Raw genomic sequence first — 21,760 nt, 5'->3', positions numbered from 1 at the left:
AACGACAACGGCCGCGATTTCCATCGCGGCCGTTTTCTGCCTTCGCTTTGCTGCCTTCGTGTTCCTACCTGAACGTCATCACTCTATCAGGCATCCGCCAGCGCCCGCTCGACCATCTCGTAGACGTTGGGCGAGAGCTTCTCGGCGCGAATGCGCTCTAGCTCGGCTTTCATCAGGGCCTGACGCGTCTCGTCGAAACGCTGCCAGCGCGTCAGCGGCGTGATGATGCGCGCGGCGATCTCCGGATTGAGGCGGTTGAGCTCGATCACCACATCGGCCAGCAGCTTGTACCCTTCCCCGTCGAGCCGATGGAAGTTGACCCGATTCTGGGCAAAGGCCCCGATCAGGGCGCGCACCTTGTTGGGGTTCTTCATCGAGAACAGCGGATGCCCCATCAAGAAGCGCACGCGCTCCAACACGTCGGCCTGCGGCCGCGTGACCTGGATAGTGAACCACTGATCCATGACCAGCGGGTCGTGAGCCCACTTGTCGCCGAAGGCCTTCAGCGCCGGTTCGGCCAGATCGGTGCGATCGCTGTGCGCCAGCAACGTCAGCGCTGCGCGCACATCGGTCATGTTGGCGCTCTGCTCCAACTGCCGCTGCGTCAGGCTGACGGCCTCGTCGTCCTCGATACTCATCAGGTAGGCTAGCGCCACGTTCTTGAGACGACGCTGGGCGATCTGCTCTGCCGTCGGCGCGTAGGACTCGTCGCTCAGGTTGTCGCGATAGACGGCGAGGAACTCGTCGCGCAGCTGGTAGGCCAGCGACTGGCGCACGAATTCCCGCGCGGCGTGAATCGCATCGACGTCGACCGTCGGCTGCTGTTCGGCGATATAGGCTTCGGACGGCAGTGTCAGCATCTCCGCCAGCACCGCCTTGTCGTCGCCCGGTTCGTTGAGCAGGCTGCGATACGCCTCGATCAGACGCACGTCCATCACCTTCTCGACGCCGTTTCGATGCGCCGCGATCAGATCGTCCAGCGCCAGCATGGTCAGCCGCTGGCCGGCATCCCAGCGGTTGAAGCCGTCGGAATCATGCGTCAGCAGAAACGCCAGCTCTTCCCGCGAATAGGGGTAGCGCAGCTTCACCGGCGCCGAAAATCCGCGCAGCAGTGACGGCACCGGCGCCTCTTCGACATTGGTGAACACGAAGGTCTGCTCCGCTTCACGCAGATGCAGCACGCCGTCCTTGCCCAGATCGGCCGGGCTCTCGCTGCCGTTATCCAGCTTCAAGGTCAAGTCGTGGCCGGACTTGGTGCCGACCAACCCCATGCGCACCGGAATGTGCAGCGGCAGCTTCTCGGTCTGGCCCGGTGTCGCCGGTGTCCGCTGGGAGAGGCGCAGATGATATTCGCACTTGGCGTAGTCATACTCGCCATGGGCATCGATCTCCGGCGTCCCCGCCTGGGAGTACCAGCGCAGAAACTGATCGAGATCCAGCCCGGAGACTTCCGCCATGCAGGCGACGAAATCCTCGATCGTCACCGCCTGGCCATCGAAGCGTTCGAAATAGAGATCGCTGCCGCGGCGGAAATCTTCCCAACCCAGCAGGTGGCGCAGCATGCGCACCACTTCCGCCCCCTTCTCGTAGATGGTCAGGGTGTAGAAGTTGGAAATCTCGATGTAGTGATCCGGGCGAATCGGGTGCGCGGTGGGGCCGGCATCTTCCGCGAACTGCGCGGTGCGGAAGAACGAGACGTCCTCGATCCGCTTGACCGGCGCCGAGTTGACATCGGCGGAAAAGGTCTGGTCGCGGAAGACGGTGAAGCCCTCCTTCAGCGAGAGCTGGAACCAGTCGCGGCAAGTGACGCGATTGCCGGACCAGTTGTGGAAGTACTCATGAGCGACGATGCCCTCGACGCGCTGGAAGGCTGCATCGGTTGCGGTTTGCGGATGCGTGAGCACCGCCGCCGAGTTGAAGATGTTGAGCCCCTTGTTCTCCATCGCCCCCATGTTGAAGTCGTTGACGGCGACGATCATGAAACGGTCGAGGTCGTATTCGCGGCCGTAGGTCTCCTCGTCCCACTGCATGGAACGCTTGAGCGACGCCATGGCGTGCTCGGTCTTGTCGAGGTTTTCCGGCTCGACCCAGATCTGCAGCAGCACGTCGCGACCGCTCATGGTGGTGAAGTGATCCTCCACCTTCTCCAGGCTGCCGGCGACCAGCGCGAACAGATAGCTGGGCTTGGGATGCGGGTCTTCCCAGGTCACGAAGTGGCGGCCATTGGGCAACTCGCCCTTCTCCACCGGGTTGCCGTTGGAGAGCAGTACCGGCAGCGACTCTCGATCGCCGATCACCGTGGTCGAGAACGTCGCCATGACGTCCGGACGATCGGGATAGAAGGTGATCCGGCGAAAGCCTTCCGGCTCGCACTGCGTACAGAACATGCCGTTGGAACGGTAGAGCCCTTCCAGCGCGGTGTTGGCGTCGGGATCGATCTCGACTTCGGTATCGAGCCGGAAGCGCGCCGGCACCGAGGTCACGGTCAGTTTGTCTTCGCCGACCTCGAATTCCCCGGCCTCCAGCGTCTGGCCATCGATGGCGATACTGATCAGCTTGAGCTGCTCGCCGGCCAGTTCCAGCGGCAGGCCGGACTCTTTGTCATCGGGCTCGCGATCCGGATGGCGTTCCACGTGCAAGCGCGCCTTGACCCGGGTTGCGGACGGCTCGAGATCGAAGGTGAGCTCGGTGTGCGTGACGCGGTACGCCGGCGGCAGATAATCCTTGAGATAGGTCGCTTGCATCTCAGACATGGCAACGCTCCTTGCAGAAATGGGTAAGTCGAATCGACAGCTCGAACCCGTGACAACAGCCAGTAACCCCAGTGGGATGACAACCCAGTGGGCCAAAAAAGCCTGCCGACCGACGATCGGCAACCATTCTACCCACGTCACCGGAACGATATCGAATCGATGTCGCAACGCAGGAACGTGGGCAGTGCAAGGGGGAGGGAACGGCGGTGCCTATCGACGAATCAACGCCGCTCAGGGGCCTCTTCCGACCATACGCCACGCACCGGGCACTGGAGGCTCGGCAGCGGGCGGGTCACGATCCAGATCGCCAGCCCCGCGAGCCCGACGATCAGGCCGATCTTGACCGGCCAACTGGGCACGGTAAAGGCAATGACCAGACATGACACGCTGAGCATGATCACGGCCATGATCTTGGCGTGCTTGGGGATGGCGCGCTCGCGCTCCCAGGATTGGATCGGCGGGCCGAAGCGCGGGTGGTTGCGAATCCAGCCGGCGAATCGGGGGGACCCTCGCGAGGCGAGCCAGACCGCCGCCAGCATGAAACACGTGGTCGGCATCACGGGCAGAAAAAGACCGATCACGCCCAGCGCGAAACTGATGGCGGCCAAGGTGACATAGATGGCATTACGCATGCCGAACATCCCCACTGCGATTGATCGAGGCGCCACCCGAAGAGGGCGCTTGGATCAATAGTGTAAACCAGCCTTTACCGTGCTCTCCAACCTACGGCGATGGAAAAGGCCAATATTGACGATAGGGAAACCGTTCATTCGCCAGATGACGGCTAGTCCCGCCGCGCCATCGGCGTAGGCTTCGGCGTAACGCCCCTCTACCTCCGGAACGGACATCATGACCACGCGCCATGTACTCTATCTCTCCCACGGCTCCCCCGACCTCAGCCTGACCGATCATCCGGCACGCACCTTCCTGAAGGAACTAGGCGGGCGTTTGCCCAAACCATCCGGCGCGCTGGTGATCTCGGCACACTTCGAGACACCCGGACTGGTCGTCGGCGGCGCCAGGCAGCCCGAAACCTGGCACGACTTCCATGGCTTCCCCGACGCGCTTTATCGCATGCGTTACCCGGCCCCCGGCATGCCGGAGACCGCCGAGCGGTTGGTGGCAGCACTCGCCGCCTCGGGTATCGAGGCACAACTGGACCCCGAGCGGGCGCTGGATCACGGCATCTGGTCGCCGCTCTCGCTGCTCTGGCCGCGGGCGAATGTTCCATTGATCCCGATCAGCGTGCCAACACGGACGAGCACACCCGCCCAGCTCGAGATCGCCGCGGCCCTGGGACGCTGGGCGCAGCAGAACGACTTCATGCTGATCGGCTCCGGTGCCGCCACTCACAATCTCGGTGACCGGCACTTCATTCACGACGCGCCCGACGCGTGGGCCAGGCGATTCCACGACTGGGTCATCGACATCGCCGCACGCGGCGATCTGAAAGCGATGCAGGACTGGCAGGCAGTGGCCCCCAACGCACGTTACGCCCACCCGACGCCGGAACATTTTCTGCCGCTGCTGATGTGCCTCGGCGCGATGGAAGGCCAGCCGCTGCATGTGCTTCACGAGAGTTTCATGTACGGCAACTTGAGCATGCTGGCGCTGGGGAGCGATGTGACAATCAGCGCGAATAGTCGTCCATGACACGCTGATACTGGCTGGGTGAGGCCCCGATATGGCGACGGAAGAACCGCGTGAAATGCCCTTGTTCGGTAAATCCCAACGCCAATGAGAGCTCCCCCAGAGAACCATGGGGATTATCCGATAGACCTTGAAAAGCGGAACGCATCCGTCCCATATTGGCCAGCATCTGCGGCGTCATGCCGGTCGTCTTCTTGAATAGCGAATAGAAGTGCGCGCGTGACAGACCACACTGGCGGGCGATGGCGTCGAGGTCCAACTCGCCGAGCGGTGCCTCAAGAATGATTCCGGTCGCGCGCCGAATACGGGCATCGTAGAAGTCATTGGCGAGTCCCGCCTTCAAACGGGCCAGATGATGCCAGTCGGAGTGCTTCTCCATGATCGAGATAAGGAGATCGAAAAGCATACTCTCCATTTTTTCCCGCGGTTTGGGGCCGAAACTCATCATCTCGTCGATGAGAATATCTGCCTGACGACGCATGCGTGGCGTAAGCTCGATACACGGCTGCGAGAAGAAATCGGGGCGCGCGCTGGTCGAAAGATCGGTCTTCAATGCTGCCAGCCAACGAGGTTCGATATAGAGCGCCAGGATCACGCTTTCGGACTCACCCGCCTGATGATCGTAATAGTGAGGCTCCCAGGCATTCACCAACACAGCGGTATCATCGGTCAGAGGCAGGCGCCGGCCACGAACCGAGAAGAATGTATTCTGCCCCGTCGCCTTGAGTAGTACATGACATTCCGAGTGCGCATGCGGCACCAGCGGCTCATCCATATCCAGCAGGGCGATCCGTCCGAAACCACCATGAAAAATTCGATAAGCATTCGACATTGTATCTCGAAGCCCAACCTCAATACGTTGCTGCCTTAGCTCATAGCCTATCATTCGGGCTCTCGGTGAGCGCGGCATTGAACCAAAGAAGAAGACGCTTTCCACCGAAGAAGTCCAGCCAACTCTCCACTAGCAACGGCTTCGTCAATATGCCTGAATGTTTATCGAATCGTTACAGGTCTGGAGTGCCGATGCCTTCCCACTTTCTCGAACTGCCCCACGCCAGCCTTGAATATGCACGCTCAGGAACACCACTGAATGACACCCTGACCTATGTGTTCTTGCACGAAGGCCTCGGCTGCGTCGAGCTATGGAAGGGTTTCCCCGAACGGCTCGCCGAGACGCTAGGCCGGGAAGCGATCCTATACAGCCGTCAAGGCTATGGCCGCTCCTCTCGACTATCGCTGCCACGCGCCCCCGATTACCTCGAAAACCAGGGTTGCCTGGAGTTACGACTGGTTCTAGACGCACTGGAGTTGGAAGATATCGTTCTGGTCGGTCATAGCGACGGAGCGACGATCGCCCTCGCCTACGCCGCCCAGTTCTCCGATCCTCGCATTCGCGGTGTCGTCGCCATGGCTCCCCATGTCTTCGCCGAGGACCGATGCATCGAGGCGATCCGAGCGACCACCCGACGCTTCGAGCAAGGAGACCTGCGCCAACGGCTTGAACGCTACCATGGCGACAATGTCGATGGCGCCTTTCACGGCTGGAGCGACACCTGGTTATCCCCCGCTTTCTCTGACTGGGATATCACGTCATTACTGAGCGGTATCGAGGTTCCATTACTGCTGATTCAAGGCGAAGACGATGAGTACGCCAGCTCGAAGCATGTTGAGCTCGTTCGGCAGCATGCCAAAGCCAGTTGCCAAACGGTCTGGCTGCCTCAATGCGGCCACGTGCCCTATTTCGAACGCCAGCAAGATACGCTTCTATCTATCCTGACATTTGCCCACACAATCGGGACGGCAACCTGAGCAGCATCGAGACATCACCTTCAGTGCTCAGCCGCCGGACCGGCCGCTTCCCGATGCTTCCGTGTCTTTGCCGCTTCACCAAGCAATTCCGATACCAGAATTCCCGCCACCAAGGCCCAGAAAGGCGAGCTGATACCCAGTAGACTGAGCTTACTCATGGCTACGACCAAGGCGACGAAGGCACCAACCTGATAACCGACCGACTTGGTGAAGGCTTGCTGGAACGCCGCCAGCAACACGCCGATCATCGCCACACCGGCGACGCTGGCAATCAGCGCCTTGGGCAGCGCGAGAATCAGCGGCACCGCCATTCCCGCGAACAGACCGAATAGACAGAAGAGCACCCCATTGACCAAGGTGGCGCCAAATCGTTTGTCTCGGTCATCGCCGGCCTGCTCGGAGGCGCAGATCGCGGTCATTGGTCCGGCTATGTTGGCATTGTGACCACCCAAGGCACCCGCCAGGATGCCACCGATGCCGCTGATCACCGTCATCGCGTTGACCGGAGGCCGGTAACCTTCAGCCATCAGCACACCGGTGGCCTGGGCGTTCTCGGCGCCGATCACCAGCGCCGCCAGAGGCACCGATATCGCCATGAAGGCGTCGAACGAAAAATGCGGCAGCGTGAACTGCGGCGCTACCATGGCGATGTCCACGTCGGCCGACTGCACCGCACCGCTGAAATAAGCCACGACGAAGCCGACCACCGCGGCGACCAGAACCGGCGGCACCGAATTCAGGAAACGGGACGCCAGAAAAAACGCAACGAGTGCCGTGCCAGCAATCAACGGCGCTGCGCCAACGGACTCCACGGCACCCACGCCGAACCGAATCAGCGCCCCGGCGATCATGGCCATGACGATTGGCATCGGCAGCCAGCGCATGATGCGACCGATCAGCCCGCTGACACCGAGCAGCAGCACGATGACACCGCTCATGATGAAAGCCCCGACGGCCTCGGCAAACGGGATCGAAACCAGGGCGACGCTCATGATGGCAGCGCCTGGGATCGAGTAAGCGCCAGTGATCGGCTGGCGGTACCGTATCGCCATGACCAGGCTGATCAATCCTCCCAGGAAGTAGACCGCGAACAACCAGGCCACGGTTTGACCGTTGGTCAAATGACCGGCGTTCGCGGCACTGATCACGATCAATGCCGGCCCGGAGCAACCGAATAACGCTGCGACCACGCCGGTACTGATGGCCTTGATCGAAAGCGCCCTGGGTAGCTCCTGCCAGAAGCCGGTCCGGTGGTCCGCTGAATGTGAGGATGGAAGCTGCTCGTGAGACATGGCGTGACTCCTCATGATTATTATGTTGTTTATCGATGCAGGCGGATCCGTCGCGAGGGTTTACTCTCCGCGGAATATCGCCTTGCGTTTGGCGTGAAATGCCTCGACTCCCTCGCGGAAATCCTGCGAACTTCGCAGGCGGCTGTAGCAGTGCCCTTCCATCTCGATGGCGACCGCGAGCGGTGCGTCCTCGTTGTCGTTGATCAGCTTCTTGGCAGTGCGTTGTGCCAGCGGCGAGAAGCGACGCAATTCGTCGACCAGCGACTGCGTGGCGGCTTCCAATTGGTCGTCTGCCACGCACTCGGTAGCGATACCCCATTCCAGAGCCTGGGCCCCCGAGATACGTTTGGCGCGCATCACCATGTGCTTGGTGCGGGTGATACCGATGATTTTCTGCAGCCGCGCCGACCCGCCCGAGCCGGGAATCTGTCCCAGGTTCTGCTCAGGCAAGGCGTAGAGCGTGGTCTCCGAGGCGATACGAAAATCGCAGGCCAGCGACAATTCGAAACCGACGCCGAAGGTGTAGCCGCGGTTGACTGCAATCACCGGTTTCTCGCAGCGCACCGGAGCCGCCACGTTCCACGCCAGTTTGGAGACGTGCTCGGGCGAGGCTTCGAGGAAGCCTTTGATATCGCCACCGCTGGAAAAGTGCTCGCCTTCCGAACGCAAAACGATCACGCGCACGCCATCATGGGCATCCAATGCCTCGAATACCTGGCGCATCACCTCGCGCTGGGGCATGGAGATCACGTTCAACGGTGGCCGTTTGAGGACAATGTCCGCACGCTCGTGTTTGGTGTCGACGTGGACCTCGAAACCATCGAACTCGGAAGCCAGAAAGTCCTGTAGAGAATGTTGATTCATTGCATTCTTCCTATTGATTGCTCGAAAGCGGATTAGTTGGCCTGCACCTGGTCGGCACGCTCGGTGAGCAGCACGCGGCGCAACACCTTGCCGACGGCCGACTTCGGAATCTCTTCGACGAAGAGATAACGACGCGGGCGCTTGAACCGCGCCAGCCCGGCGGACACGCAATGACGGCCCAGTTCTTCCTCGCTGATTGGTTCGCGACATTTGACGAAAGCGGCGACGACCTGGCCCCACTGTTCGTCGGGCAAACCGGCGACAACGACCTCCTCGACCTTGGGATGTACCGAAAGTACGTTCTCGATTTCCGCCGGGCTCACGTTTTCGCCGCCAGTGATAATCAGGTCATCAACCCGACCGGTGACGAACAGGTCGCCGTCGGCATCGAAGTAGCCGGTATCGCTGGTGAAGTACCAGCCCTGCTTGATCGCCTTGGTATCGGCATCGGGACGCCGCCAATAGCCTTGGAAAGCCTCGTCGCCGGCGAGATCGGCGATGATCTCGCCCTCTTCGCCGGGCGGCAGTATCTCGTCGGGCGATTCGGCACCGACCCGAACGACGCGGATGCGCTGGTTGAGCGAGGCGCGTCCGGAGGATCCCGGTTTCCGATTGGCACGCTGATCGATGGTGAAGGTGTAGATCTCCGAGCAGCCGTAGTGATTGACGAACAGACTCGGTTGGAAAGCTTTCTCGACCCTGGCCATCAAACCGGCACTCATCGCGGCACCGGCAAAGCCGATCTTGTCGACACTGGCGACCCGTGAAGATGAAAACTCGGGGTGTTCAATCAGCATGTGATAGAGCGTCGGCACCAGATAGAGATTGGTGACGCCCTCGCGTTCGATCGCCTCCAACGTCGCTAGCGGATCGAATTTGGGCACACACACGAAGTGACCGTCGATCAGCGTCATGGCCAGCAGCGAACGCACGCCCATGGTGTGATACATCGGCATCACGCCGAGCGTGCATTCGTCGTGGCGATAGAGGTTTTGGGCAACATGCGCCAGCGCTGCGGCGCGCTCGGCCCGATGGGTACGCGGTACGCCCTTGGGTTTGCCGCTGGTGCCGGAGGTGTAGAGCATTATCGAGACATCTTCCGGTGAGGCACGCAGGATCGTCTCCCCCGGCGCCCCCAACAGCGCCTCGAATGACGTCACGCTATCATGCCGAGTACTATCGACGACGATCCGAGGCAAGGCTCGCGCCTCGGGACAGGCCTCGACCGCCTCGCTGCCGGAAGCATCATAAGCCAACGCGCGAATGTCACCGTTATCGAGGCAATAACGCACATCCTGCGCGGTCGAGCGCCAGTTGATCGGCGTCACGACGATGCCGGCGAACTGGCAAGCCCAGTGCAGCGTGGCCATCTGCCAGCGGTTCTGCATCACCACCAACAGCCGGTCACCCTTGTCCAGCCCCAGATTCCCCAAACCTCGCGCCACGCTTTGAATATCTTCGAGCCAGGCGGCGTAGGTACGTCGGAAAGCTCCGTCAGACACCGCCAGCGCCTGCGGACGACGCTCCACCGTGGCAAGAAAACTGCGACCTAGATCGAACATGCGTCGTTCTCCCGTCGATTGGCTTGCTGGCGAGCACGCGCGACCTGCAGTACGGCCTGGACAATGCCGGTATAGCCAGTGCAACGGCACAGATGCCCCGATAGCATGTCGCGCACCTGTGCCTCGCTCGGATCGGGCACGCGGCCCAGGAACTCGTGGCACGACATCAGGATGCCGGCAGTGCAGAACCCGCATTGCAGCGCGTGATGCTCGCGAAACGCACGCTGCAAATCATTCAGTCCTGCTTCCCCTGCCAACGATTCGACTGTCTCCACGCAGCGGCCATCGGCCTGTATGGCGAGCATCAGACACGAACGAGTCGCCCGTCCGTCGACGAGGACGGTGCAGGCGCCGCAAACGCCGTGCTCGCAGCCCACGTGGGTGCCTGTCGCGCCAAGCTCGTGGCGCAGGAAATCACATAGCTGCATGCGCGGTGCGGCAGACCCGCTTCGCTCCCTGCCATTGAGCCTGAAGGTCACGCGATGCAGTTCATCGCCTCGTACGTGCATCGGCACTCTCCTCTGCGGCTTACTGTTCAAAAGTGGGCTCCTCCAGAATCAGGCGCCGTCCCAGCTCGCGGACCAGATGGCGTCGATAGGCCGCACTGGCATGGGCGTCATCCTGGGCCCCCAGCGACCACGCCAAATGGTTGAGGGCTTCGTCGAGATCGTCATCGAGGGATAGCTTGCGCACGACCGGTCGGTCGGCGACGCCACCCACGCCGAGGTGAACTTCCGACTCGCCGATATCGGCGGCCAGCGCGACGATGGCGAAGTCGCCATGACGCATGGCGACTTCGCGGAAGCGATAGGCATGGCCTTCGCGCTTGAGTGGAAAGCGCACTTCGGTGATCAGTTCGTCGGGGCGACGTGCCGTGGTCAGCACGCCCTGAAAGAAGTCAGCGCCAGTGACCCGCCGCGTTTTCCCGCGACGCGTCTCGAGCACCACCTCGCCCCCCAGCGTCGCCAGGCACAGCGGCAATTCGGCACTGGGATCGGCATGGGCGATGGAGCCGCAGACGGTGCCACGGTTACGTGTCTGGAAATGCCCCACCCAGGGCAAGGCCTGCGCCACCAGCGGCAACTCGTCGGCCAGGGCGGCGTACTCCAGCAGTTCGGCCTGAGTGGTCGCGGCACCGATCGCCAGATGATCGTCGCGCCGCTCGATGTAGCGCAGTTCGTCGATGGCACCGACATCGATCAGTATTTGCGGCTGGGCCAGGCGCATGTTGAGCACCGCCATCAGCGACTGGCCGCCAGCGACAAGGCGGGCCTCGTCGCCGAACTCGATCAATCGATCGATGGCTTCCTTCCGCGTCTGCGGACGGTAATAATCGAAAGCGCAAGGTTTCATGACTTGCCTCCACCCTTGCCGAACCGGCCCAGCAGACGCTGCAGCAACGGTTGTCGAACCCTGCCGCCGCTGACCTGTTGCGATAACCGCGAAAAAATCTGACCGATAATCATCTTCGAGGCACTGGAGAGCATGCGTCCGCCGACCGAAGCGATCTTGCCGCCAATCGTCACCTCATAGTCGTAGTCGAGCCGGGTATGGCCACCCTCGACCTCGCTCAGGCGGATCTGCGCCGCGCCGTTGGCGTTGCCCATGCCACTGCTCCCGGCGCCGGAAAGACGCAACGTGTGCGGAGGATCGAGCTCGCTCAGCTCGACGCGAGCATCGAAGCGGGCCCGAATCATGCCCACGCCAACAGTGACATCGGCGCGATAGGTGTTCTCGCCGGTGAGTTCCAGCGCATGGCAACCGGGGATGATTGCCTGCAGCGTGGCTGGATCCAGAATGCTGTCGAAGACTTGCTGGGGCGAAGCGGGAATCTCGACACTATCGCTGGCGGTCAACTTGGAACCGTCCCCGGCGGTCGAATCCACCGGCTCTTCACCAACCCCTTCAGGTCGCGCTGGTTCGTTGATGCCCAGCAGCGTGCGGACTTTCGAGGGCGTCAACGGCAATTCGATAGCACTCGGCTCGACGCGTTCACCTAGCGCATCGGCTACCGCATTGGCGATGCACACCGGCGTACTCATGTTGTTGCCTTCACCGACCCCCTTGGCACCGAGCGGCGTGAATGGCGACGGCGTCTCCATGTGCAGAATCACCGGCTCCGGCACTTCCATACTGGTCGGGATCAGGTAGTCGGCCAGCGTACCGGAGGCGAAACTGCCATCGGCGCCATAGCTGAATTCCTCATAAAGCGCCGCTCCGACGGCCTGGGCGAAGGCGCCGCGTACCTGTCCATCCACCAGTTGCGGATTGAGCATGCGGCCGGCATCGTGCAGCGTCACGTAGCGATCGATACGTACCTGGCCAGTGACGGTGTCGATCTCGACGCCGCAGTAGTCGAAGATGAAGCCGTAGCAGAGCGAGCTGTTGATGCGTTCGTCATCGTCCGGCGCGGTCAGCTCGGCGGGGGTCCAGAAGGCCGTCTCGCGCAGGCCGCCGGCTTCGCTCTCGGGCAGCGTGCCCGGCGCCCAGTGGGTGGCGCCGGCGAGGCGGTGGAACGAGGCGGAATGCGCCCCATCCAGAGTGAATACACGGCCTTCGGCAAAGCGCACATCGTCTTGCTCGACCCGCCACTGCGCAGCGGCAATCGCGGCCAGACGCGTGCGCACCTTGAGCGCGGCCTTATGTACGGCTCCCGCCACCGCGCCGGCGAAACGGCTGGAGTAGTTGCCCGAGGCGATCGACCAGGCATCCTTGCCGGTATCCAGTTCGACATCGACGCGTATGGCTTCGATGGCGATACCGAGTACCTCGGCCACGACCTGGGCAACCACCGTACGATGGCCCTGGCCCTGCGGCGTCGAGGAGACGTGAACGCTGACGCCGCCGAGCGGATCGACGCTGATCGTCGCGGTACTCACCGCACCGTTCTTGGGCCCGGCGCGACGCCGCTCCTCCGGCGTCATCGCCATGGTGATGTAGCCCATGTTGGAGATCGACGGCTCCACCGCCACGCAATAACCGATGCCGTAGAGCCGCCCTTCGCGGCGGGCGGCGTCGCGGCGCGCACGCAACTCGGCGAGACCGCCCTGCTCGACACCCAGCTCGAGGCCACGTGCGTAATCTCCCGAGTCCAGCAGCGCCCCGGCGGCACAGCGGTAGGGAAAGGCATCCGCGGGGACGAGGTTGCGCCGGATCACTTCCAGCGGATCGAGGTCGAGCTCGATCGCGATCCGCTGCATCAAGCGCTCGAGGGCGAAGTAGACCTGCGGGCCGCCGAAGCCGCGGTTCAGCCCGCTCGGCGTCTTGTTGGTCATCACGATGCGATTGCGAACCGCGAGATGGGGAATCGCGTAGGCACCAGTGAGATTGCCGTGCATGCGATAGGTCGTCGCCGGCTCAGGCGCGCGCAGGTACGCTCCGCAGTCGTCCAGTTGGTCGAAGCGCAGCGCGGACACCCGCCCTTCGCGGTCGAAGGCGGCGTCGATCGTGGTGACCCGATTGGTGGCCGAAGATGCGCCTTGTAAATGCTCCAGGCGATCCTCCACCCACTTCACCGGCGCCCCGACCTTGCGTGCCGCCAATCCCATCATCACGACATAGGGGAAAACGCCCTGCTTGATCCCAAAGCTACCGCCGGAATCTGGAGGCGTGCGCAGTCGCAATCGATTGGCGGGCACCTGCAAGGCGCGCGCCATCACCGAATGAATCGCGTAAGGCCCCTGAAAATTAGCCATGACATCGTAGCCACCCTCTGCGGGGTCGTACTGGCCTAAAACGACATAGCACTCGATTGGCGTACAGGAACTGCGCGGGTAGCGTACCTTGAGCGAGAGCGTGCGATCCGCCGCCCGAAATGCGGCCTCGGGTTCACCGTAGCGGAAGTGACGATCGTTGACGACGTTATCGCCCACGGCATCGTGCAGCAGCGTCTCCCGGTCACCGGCCGCCGCTTCGGGATCGACAAGCGCGGGCAGAATCTCGTATTCGACCTTGACCGCGTCTAGCGCATCCTCGGCCAGATAACGGTCTTCGGCGATGACCACTGCCACCGGCTCACCCACGTAACGAACCTTGTCGACGGCCAAACACCAATGCTCCATGGGCTTACGCACTCCCACAGGGAACGGTAACGCCCAACGCTTGACGTCTTCGCCAGTCAATACATCTCGCACCCCCGCCATCTGCAAGGCTGCGTCTATATCGACCCGCTTGATCTCGGCATGAGCATGGGGCGAGCGAACGATCGCCGCATGAAGAGTCCCGGGTGGCGTGGCGAGGTCGTCAGCGTAGCGTCCCAGCCCTCGCAAAAGCGCTTCATCCTCGACACGAGCCTGACGCTTGCCGATATAGGAGCGCTGCTGGTTCTGGTCGAGCAATACTTCTGAATGCATCGAAAACTCCCCGATGGGCATGGCCCTGTGCTGGGGAGTCTATGAGCGTGAGTAATTTGGATGCATTGCCTATCGATACGGGATTTATCCCTGGAGTCGGAAGATTTACCTCTGAGTCTGATTTCGAGACCAAAGTTTAATAACGGAAATCAGAAGAGGCAGACTTCAGCGCTCGGCTAGGCAGACGGGAGAGAACTCAGAATTTGGAGAGAAGATACGTCCGAAATGACCAACGCCTCCGCTTCGCAAGACAAGCGAAGGACGTCGGGAAGAGGCTAAACAGCTGGACGAAAAGCAGCGAGGGGAAGCAAGAATAACGACAGTCAGTCCCGGAAATTATCGTACTGCAGCGGCAGGTCCGGGCCGTCCTCGCTCTTGAGCAGCGCGATCGCCTGTTGCAGGTCGTCGCGCTTCTTGCCGCTGACGCGAACCTTGTCGCCCTGGATCGCGGCCTGGACCTTGAGCTTGGAATCCTTGAGCAGCTTGACGATCGCCTTGGCGTCGGGCTGTTCGAGGCCCTGCTTGAGCTTGATCTGCTGGCGCGCCTTGACGCCGGAAGTCTGGGCGTCCTGGATATCCATGCAGCGCGGGTCGATGCCGCGGGCGATCAGTTTGTTGCGCAGTACGTCGATCATCTGCTGGAGCTGAAATTCGGCGTCCGCCTCGATCGAGACGGTCTCGCCTTCCAGCGTGAAGCTGGCGTCGACGCCGCGAAAATCGAAGCGGGTCTGGATTTCACGACTCGCCTGGTCGACGGCATTGGTCGCTTCGTGGCGATCGAATTCGGAAACGATGTCGAAAGATGGCATGAGCCTCGGTCCTCAATCAAAAGTGGAGCCGCGATGCGACCAGAATCGGTCCGCGGCCGGTATCAGTCGGCAGCCGGCGACTCGGGCGGCTCGGGCGGGTCGAGTCGCTTATCCATCTGCCAGGCGGCACAGCCGTCGGCATAATAGTCCTCCAGCCAGCGATGAGCGATGAACCCCATCCGGCGGTAGAGCCCCATCGCCACGCGATTGTCGGCGCGAACTTCCAGCAGCATGCGCTGGCTGCCCCGCTCTCGCGCCGTATCCTCCAGCGCCTGGAGCAGTTCCCGTCCCAGGCCGGTACCGCGAGCGGCCGGATCGACGCAGAACGAGTAGAGTCTGGCCGTGGTGCTGTTGCGCCGGAATAGTAGCGTGCCGTAACCGATGACTCGCTGGTCTTCGGCGACCGCCAGCAGATTGGCGGCGTTGGCCCGGGTCAGCAGGTGTGCGAGTTGGCGGCGGCTGAAGCGATCACTGTCAAAGCAGCGTTCTTCCAATTCATACAAGGCGTCGCAATCGGCAGGCAGGCCGTAGCGAATGGTGCGGAGCATGCGTGCGCTCTCATCTGATTCATCTGGGATCTGGGTGCAGCCACGGCCTTCGTTCGACCGGGACCGCGCCGGTGGCCCGTCAGGCGGGCAGTCGCCGAGGCGATGACGCCGACGATGCTGAAATTATTTCACGCCGGCAACGACTTGTCGCCGCCTTCACATCATCGCATGCTATTTCCCTTTTGCAGCCCCGGCAGCTTGCCGCATCGATCGCCGACCACCCCAACGGGAAGATGTCGGAAAAGGAGCCACCGATTCATGTCACGCCTGCGTATCGTCGTTGATCGCCTTGCCGACTGGCAACCTTACTACCCCTCCGAGGATCTGATCAGCGCCGATGAGTTTCTCGCGCTGGATGGCGCGGCAACGGCGGATGACGCCACGCACGTCATCAACCTGTGCGCCAATCTCGACTATCTGGAAACCGGCTATTACGTTTCGCTGCTGGCCCAGGCGCGCAACCAGCGTGTTCTGCCCAGCGTGGAAACGCTCAACCAGCTCTCGCGCAAGGCATTGATCGACATGCAGCTGGCCGCCATCGACCCGCTGTTGATGGAGCTGAACAAGCGCGGCGTTCTCGAGGGCGAATCCTTCACGCTGCGCGTCTTCTTCGGCGAGTGCCGGGAACCGGAGCTGCAGCGCCTGGCGCGGCGCCTGTTCGAGCGCTTGCCTCACCCGCTGCTGGAAGCCCGCTTCGAGAAGCGCCAGAACGTCTGGCGCCTGGCGCGGCTCAAGCCCATCGCGCTGACGGCGCTGCAGTCCGGCGAGGAAGACCTGTTCGCGACGGCGCTGAACCGCCATTCGACCCGGGTCTGGCGCACGCCACGCGCACGCCGTCGCTATCGCTTCGATCTGGCGATCCTGATCGATCCGGAAGAGAAGTTGCCGCCCAGCAACAAGGGGGCGCTCAAGCGTTTCATTCGCGCCGGCCGGCGGCTGGGCATCGATGTCAGCCTGATCACCCATCGGGACGCCGGCCGGCTGGCCGAGTTCGACGCCCTGTTCATCCGCGAGACGACTCGGCTGGACCATCACACCTACCGCATGGCCAAGAAGGCCGAGCACGAGGGGCTGGTGGTGATCGATGATCCTCAGTCGATCCTTCGCTGTACCAACAAGATCTTTCTCCACGAGCTGCTGGGCACTCACAAGGTTCCCGCGCCTCGCGGCCAGCTGCTTCATCGCGGCGACATGAGCCGACTGGACGAGAAGCTCGCCCATCTGGACTATCCGCTGGTCCTGAAGGTGCCGGACGGCGCCTTTTCCAAGGGCGTGGTCAAGATTCGCTCGCGTGAAGAGCTGGAGGCGGAAGCGCCCAAGCTGTTCGAGTCTTCGGCGCTGCTGCTGCTGCAAGAGTGGCTGCCGACCGACTTCGACTGGCGCATCGGCGTGCTCGACGGCCAGGTCCTCTTCGCCAGCCGCTACTACATGGCACGCGGCCATTGGCAGATCTACGACCACTCCAGCGGCAAGACCCGCAGCGGCGGCTTCACCACCCACGATCCGTCGGAGGTGCCACCGCAGGTGGTCAAGGCGGCGCTGCGGGCGACCAAGCTGATCGGCAACGGCCTCTACGGGGTCGATCTCAAGCAGATCGGTGATCGCGTGGTGGTCATCGAGGTCAACGACAATCCCAACCTGGATGCCGGCGTGGAAGACGTGGTGCTGAAGGATGCGCTCTACGAGCAGGTCATGTCGGTATTTCTCAAGCGCATGGAGCGCCAGCTCGAGCACAAGCCGCGCTGATCCGCCCGGCCTGGCGTCATCACGCGGCCTCGGCCGCCACCGAGACCTGATAGCCGGCGAACTTGCGCAGGTTGATGACGCCGGTATCGAGGATCATGTACTGCCCCTTGAGCCCCATCAGGGTGCCCTCGACCGTCGGCGACTTGTCGAGATTGAACGAGACGATCTTGCGCGGCCATTCGAGCACGGGGTAGTCGATCGCCAGCGGCAGCGCGTCGTCGACCGTCCGGATGGCGTCCTCGCCGACGCGCTGGCGCAGCGCTGCCAGCCCCGGTTCGAGCCGGGCCAGCAGGCGGTCACGCTCGGCGATCAGATCGAGCGGCTCGACCTCGCCCTTGAGCATCGCACGCCAGTTGGTGCGATCGGAGACGTGCGACTTGAACAGCGTCTCCACCAGCCCGGACTGCTGCCGCGTGTCGACATCGAGAATCGGCAGCGCCTGGATCGCCCCCTGATCCAGCCAGCGCGTCGGTGTATTGGTGCCTCGCGTGATACCGACCTTGAGACCCGAGGCGTTGGCCAGGTAAACGGTATGCGGGCGGAAGCAGTGCCGTTCGCCCCAGGCCGGATCGCGGCAGGTGCCCTGAAAGTAGTGACAGGTCTCCGGACGCATCATGCAGAGATCGCAATGCGCCAGCGAGGAAAAGCAGGGGTAGCAATGCCCCTGACCGAAACTCTTGCGCGTGGATCGCCCGCATTCGACGCAGTGGATCTCGCCAGTATGGTGCAACCGGACACGCTGCCCCAGCCAGGCATTGAGCCCCATCCGCTGCTCGCCGGCCCGCAGGGTGTAGTCCGCCTGGCCGTTCTCTGCCGGCAACCGGATATCGAGCTTGCGGAGCTGGCCGCTGGCAAAGCGGCCGGACTCGCTCGCGACCTGCGCGGCCGGGATCAGTTGATCCATTTGACCGCGGCTTCCTCGGCGGAGGCGTGATTGCCGGAGGCGCATTCGTTGCGCTCGAGATAACCGACGCGCTGTTCCGCCGGCACCTCATGGATCATTTCGTACTTGATGACCGCTTCCAGACACAGCTCGGTCTGCTCGGTGGTCAAGCGGCGGCCGTCGGGCCATTTACGCAACTGAATGGCCTGCTTGAAATTCTCGTACATCTCTTGGGTCATCTGCGCGACCATGCGGTCGAAATTCATCTCGCTCACTTATTTTCTCCTGAAGAGCTTTCTCCTGAAGCGTCGTGCCCGGCGCCTCCCGATGCATTGCGGCTGGCGAACCAGCCCATGAACAGCCCGATCAGCAATCCGCCCAGATGCGCCTCGTTGGCGACGTTACCGAAGCCGAAGGCCCCGGCAAGATCGGTCATGGTAAAGACCATCCAGACCAGCATGAAGACCATCAGCATCTGGGGCACGAAGAAGCCGCTTTCCGGCCGGCGGCGAGACATCAGCCACACGTAGCCGAGCAGCGCATAATCCACCCCCGACATGCCCCCGAACAGCACGATGCCGGTGACGTACTGCGCCAGGTTGGAAGCCAGCATCGCGATTAGCACGATGAGGCCGAGCCGGCGCCATCCCTGGATCGCTTCGACCTGACGGCCGAAATACCATACCCACAGCATGTTGAAGATCAGGTGCATCCAGCCGAAGTGCAAAAGCGCCGGCGTGAACAGACGCCATATCTGGCCGCCGGCCAGGGTGTCGGAGACGAGATCCCCCGCCACCAGCCGCTGGCCGACGATGTCGAGCGGCACGATGGTGAAAGCGCGAACGATGGCATCGCCCGCGAAGATCATGGCCAGGAAGATCAGCACGCAGACGGCGATCAGCCCGGCCGAGAATGGTGCCTGTCCGAACGCCTGGCGGGTGATACCGGGCCGACGCCGTGGTGCTCCGGTCGTGGAAGCGGTGTCCAGCTCCCCCCGGTGCCAGAGCTCGATCAGTCGCGCGGCCGCGTCTCTCTGATCGGGATCGGCAATCCACAGCACCTGCCGATTCTCCTGATGCGTGAAGCGATGGCCGATGTGGTGCGCCCAGAGCGCCTGCCTCAGAGGACGCGTATCCAGATCGCCAGGCAGTTCGAGGAGTTTGTACATGGAAGATGTCCGACCCGCTTACCGAGAGAATATCGAGAAGCCCGATGCTGAGACGCAGGGCGCTGAAGCCCAGCATGGAAATGTCATGGAGCGCGAACCCGTGACGGGTTCGAAATCGCCATTCTACAGGCACCGCGAAATTTTACAGACCCAACAAAGAAAAATCCGGCGGGAGGGCCGCCGGATAAGAGCAAGGGATCATTCAAGGGAACACTGACTTTGAGGGTCGTCAGTGGCAGGAGTTCCCGCACGCGGCGAAAAATTTCCCATTTTTTCCCTGATCCGTTTCATGTAACGGTAAAAAATCCGCCAAATCAGTTAGCTGCGGCTAATGTAAAAAAATGCAATTTCCCTGATATGCCGCAACGGCATCAGTCATGAATCCCTTCCTGAGACACGTCGACCCAGACGAAGCGATTGGCATCGAGCCGCGACTCCCCGTCCCAGCGATAAGCCACCAGCCGGCCGTACTTCACCGCGCTGTAATCGAGGCAAGCGATGTTCGCTCGCGGCAACGCCGGTACGCCCTTGCACCAGTAATGCCCCACGAACAGAGGCGGCGCCGATTCCGGGTAGTAGGTCAGCCGTTCCCGTTCACTGTCGTCCAGCGGGCGATCCTCGAGTCCCAGCGGCAGATTGTCGGGCTGGAAGACCACATCCCCGTAAGTGCGCGGGTTTCGACACCAGAAATGGGTACGGAACGAGCGCCGCGTGAATCCGTCCCCCGAACGAATCTCGACGCCGGGCGGCAGCGGCATCTGGGTGCCCCGGGTCAGGCGATCCAGCACGCGGTGCGCCAGGCTGCCATGCCGTGTCGATTCGACCAGGAAATCGCGGTCGATTCGGGCATCGGGACAACGCGCCAGAAAGTCGGCGATCAACAGTTCGTCCCAGCAGGCATGCACCACCCGCAGGCCATCCAGATCGAGGCACAGCGGTAGCGTCATGAACCAGGAAAGGCAGGTTTCCCACTCCAGCGGAAAATCGTGAAACTGCTCCAGCGTACGACCGATGATGCGATTGTTGCGCGGGGTATGATCGCGAAGCCATTCGCGCTCGCTGTCGCTTGGCGCCTCGTGACAGTAGGCCAGCGCGTTGGCTTCATGATTGCCCATCACGATATGCGCCTCGCCGGCGTCGACCATGCGTTTGGCAACGGAAACCGCCAGCCGGATGGTGGGCCCGCGATCGATCAGGTCGCCCAGAAAGATGACCCGGCGGCGCGGGTGGCGAAACACCCCATCTTCTGCCCGGTATCCGAGTTTCTCCAGCAGCCGGATCAGGCTCCGGCCGCAGCCATGGACATCTCCGATCAGATCGTAGCCGTCGATCTCGCTGTCCTGCGCCATGTCAGTCTCCCAGCCTGCTGCTCCAACCCAGCTTGGAGCGGCAGGCTTCGAAGAAACTGTGCCCGCGTGGGTGAATCAGCGTCAGGCGCTCGGCGTGGCGACGGACGTAGAGGATGTCGTCAGGCTTGCAGACGACGCGAGTCTGGCCGTCGCAGCTGACATGGGGATAGGCCTGGTTGATATCGCCGATATGCACGCGAATCTCGCTGGCGGCATCGATCACGATCGGCCGGCTGGAGAGCGTATGCGGGAACATCGGCACCAGCGTGATCGCCTCCAGCCCCGGATGCACGATCGGACCGCCACCGGAAAGCGCATAGGCCGTGGAACCGGTGGGTGTCGCCATGATCAGGCCATCGGAGCGCTGGGAATAGACGAAGCGGTCGTCGACGAAAAGCTCGAACTCGATCATCCGAGCAGCTTTGCCGGGATGCACGACCACGTCGTTGAGACCAGTGCCGGAACCGATCAGACGCTCGCCGCGATAGAGCTCCGCCTCGAGCAGAAATCGTCTCTCGGTGTCGTACTGCCCTTCCAGCACCTCGGCCACCTTCTGTTCGACCTCGTCGGGAGAGATATCGGTCAAAAAGCCCAGCCGCCCACGGTTGATGCCGAGTACCGGCGTCGCGCTATGGCACAGAGCCCTCGCCGCCCCCAGCAGGCTGCCGTCGCCGCCCACCACGATCACCAGATCGCACAACGTGCCCAGCTCCCGGCGCCGGGCTTCCCTGTGGCCATGGCCGGAAAGCAGTGCGGCGGTACGATCCTCGATCACGATCTCGAGACCATGACGCTCGAGAAAGATCACCAGGCGCTTGAGCGTCTCGACCACCTTGTCGCTGCCCAGACGGCCAATCAGACCGATGGTGTTGAACGATTCCATACAACGTGACTCTCGCGGCGTGACGGTCGGCCATTATGCTGGCTGCGCTTGCTTTGCCGCAAACGGACCGCCGCGACGCTCAAAGTTTCCGT

At 62.3% G+C, this 21,760-nt stretch carries 19 protein-coding genes; 3 read left to right on the top strand and 16 right to left on the bottom strand.

Annotated features, from left to right (window positions below; translation table 11 throughout):
- Positions 1–86 precede the first annotated feature (86 nt).
- Entirely contained in the window at positions 87–2,753 is a 2,667-nt protein-coding gene (gene pepN, locus CCD76_RS07575; RefSeq protein WP_087718922.1) for an aminopeptidase N, read from the bottom strand.
- Positions 2,754–2,974: 221 nt separating this feature from the next.
- Complete coding sequence (locus CCD76_RS07570; protein WP_306298797.1) at positions 2,975–3,385, bottom strand: YbaN family protein; 411 nt, start codon at positions 3,383–3,385, stop codon at positions 2,975–2,977.
- Between the two features lie 217 nt (positions 3,386–3,602).
- Between CCD76_RS07570 and CCD76_RS07565 the strand changes: the two genes are divergently transcribed.
- A complete protein-coding gene (locus tag CCD76_RS07565; RefSeq protein ID WP_087718920.1) occupies positions 3,603–4,406 on the top strand; it encodes a DODA-type extradiol aromatic ring-opening family dioxygenase in 804 nt (267 codons plus the stop codon).
- Here the strand turns inward: CCD76_RS07565 and CCD76_RS07560 are convergent.
- Positions 4,384–5,235, bottom strand: coding sequence for an AraC family transcriptional regulator (locus CCD76_RS07560; RefSeq protein ID WP_087718919.1), 852 nt, complete (start codon positions 5,233–5,235; stop codon positions 4,384–4,386). The genes CCD76_RS07565 and CCD76_RS07560 overlap by 23 nt on opposite strands.
- 77 nt (positions 5,236–5,312) lie before the next feature.
- Here CCD76_RS07560 and CCD76_RS07555 point away from each other — a divergent pair, with 77 nt between their 5' ends.
- Entirely contained in the window at positions 5,313–6,212 is a 900-nt protein-coding gene (locus CCD76_RS07555; protein WP_143543261.1) for an alpha/beta fold hydrolase, read from the top strand.
- Between the two features lie 20 nt (positions 6,213–6,232).
- Here CCD76_RS07555 and CCD76_RS07550 read toward each other — a convergent pair whose 3' ends face one another.
- The 8 genes from CCD76_RS07550 to rimI all read right to left on the bottom strand — a co-directional run bounded on the left by CCD76_RS07550 (position 6,233) and on the right by rimI (position 15,639).
- A complete protein-coding gene (locus CCD76_RS07550; RefSeq protein ID WP_087718917.1) occupies positions 6,233–7,504 on the bottom strand; it encodes a benzoate/H(+) symporter BenE family transporter in 1,272 nt (423 codons plus the stop codon).
- 60 nt (positions 7,505–7,564) lie between these two features.
- Positions 7,565–8,368, bottom strand: a complete 804-nt coding sequence (locus CCD76_RS07545; protein WP_087718916.1) for an enoyl-CoA hydratase/isomerase family protein — start codon at positions 8,366–8,368, stop codon at positions 7,565–7,567.
- A 32-nt stretch (positions 8,369–8,400) separates the two neighbouring features.
- Positions 8,401–9,930: an AMP-binding protein gene (locus CCD76_RS07540; protein WP_087718915.1), complete on the bottom strand. Its 1,530-nt coding sequence runs from the start codon at positions 9,928–9,930 to the stop codon at positions 8,401–8,403.
- The gene (locus CCD76_RS07535) at positions 9,918–10,439 is read right to left on the bottom strand and encodes a (2Fe-2S)-binding protein (protein WP_087718914.1); all 522 of its coding nucleotides are present in this window, start codon (positions 10,437–10,439) and stop codon (positions 9,918–9,920) included. Before CCD76_RS07535 ends, CCD76_RS07540 begins: the two co-directional genes overlap by 13 nt.
- Positions 10,440–10,458: 19 nt before the next feature.
- Positions 10,459–11,283 carry an FAD binding domain-containing protein gene (locus CCD76_RS07530; protein WP_087718913.1) on the bottom strand — a complete coding sequence of 275 codons (825 nt, stop codon included), beginning with the start codon at positions 11,281–11,283 and terminating at the stop codon, positions 10,459–10,461.
- The gene (locus tag CCD76_RS07525) at positions 11,280–14,282 is read right to left on the bottom strand and encodes a xanthine dehydrogenase family protein molybdopterin-binding subunit (protein ID WP_087718912.1); all 3,003 of its coding nucleotides are present in this window, start codon (positions 14,280–14,282) and stop codon (positions 11,280–11,282) included. Before CCD76_RS07525 ends, CCD76_RS07530 begins: the two co-directional genes overlap by 4 nt.
- 323 nt (positions 14,283–14,605) lie before the next feature.
- Positions 14,606–15,091: a YajQ family cyclic di-GMP-binding protein gene (locus CCD76_RS07520; RefSeq protein WP_087718911.1), complete on the bottom strand. Its 486-nt coding sequence runs from the start codon at positions 15,089–15,091 to the stop codon at positions 14,606–14,608.
- A 62-nt stretch (positions 15,092–15,153) separates the two neighbouring features.
- The gene (rimI, locus tag CCD76_RS07515; protein WP_087718910.1) at positions 15,154–15,639 is read right to left on the bottom strand and encodes a ribosomal protein S18-alanine N-acetyltransferase; all 486 of its coding nucleotides are present in this window, start codon (positions 15,637–15,639) and stop codon (positions 15,154–15,156) included.
- 258 nt (positions 15,640–15,897) lie between these two features.
- On the opposite strand from rimI, the gene CCD76_RS07510 reads away from it, so the two are divergent.
- On the top strand, positions 15,898–17,385 hold the full coding sequence (locus CCD76_RS07510) for a RimK family protein (protein WP_087718909.1): 1,488 nt from the start codon (positions 15,898–15,900) through the stop codon (positions 17,383–17,385).
- Between the two features lie 19 nt (positions 17,386–17,404).
- Here CCD76_RS07510 and CCD76_RS07505 read toward each other — a convergent pair whose 3' ends face one another.
- From CCD76_RS07505 to CCD76_RS07480, 5 genes are all read right to left on the bottom strand, one after another.
- Complete coding sequence (locus tag CCD76_RS07505; RefSeq protein ID WP_087718908.1) at positions 17,405–18,289, bottom strand: DUF2797 domain-containing protein; 885 nt, start codon at positions 18,287–18,289, stop codon at positions 17,405–17,407.
- Positions 18,277–18,543: a YeaC family protein gene (locus CCD76_RS07500; RefSeq protein WP_087718907.1), complete on the bottom strand. Its 267-nt coding sequence runs from the start codon at positions 18,541–18,543 to the stop codon at positions 18,277–18,279. The genes CCD76_RS07505 and CCD76_RS07500 overlap by 13 nt, the downstream gene beginning before the upstream one ends.
- Positions 18,540–19,436 carry a rhomboid family intramembrane serine protease gene (locus CCD76_RS07495; RefSeq protein WP_087718906.1) on the bottom strand — a complete coding sequence of 299 codons (897 nt, stop codon included), beginning with the start codon at positions 19,434–19,436 and terminating at the stop codon, positions 18,540–18,542. Before CCD76_RS07495 ends, CCD76_RS07500 begins: the two co-directional genes overlap by 4 nt.
- Before the next feature lie 371 nt (positions 19,437–19,807).
- Positions 19,808–20,785, bottom strand: a complete 978-nt coding sequence (locus CCD76_RS07485) for a metallophosphoesterase (RefSeq protein WP_179208875.1) — start codon at positions 20,783–20,785, stop codon at positions 19,808–19,810.
- Between the two features lies 1 nt (position 20,786).
- Entirely contained in the window at positions 20,787–21,668 is an 882-nt protein-coding gene (locus CCD76_RS07480; protein WP_087718904.1) for an NAD(+) kinase, read from the bottom strand.
- Positions 21,669–21,760 lie beyond the last annotated feature (92 nt).

Origin of the sequence: Salinicola salarius, assembly GCF_002179555.1 — a bacterium.
In the GTDB taxonomy this organism is placed as follows: Bacteria; Pseudomonadota; Gammaproteobacteria; order Pseudomonadales; family Halomonadaceae; genus Salinicola; species Salinicola salarius_A.
The sequence above is the reverse complement of the archived record's forward strand: the minus strand, read 5'-3'. Positions and strand labels throughout refer to the sequence as shown.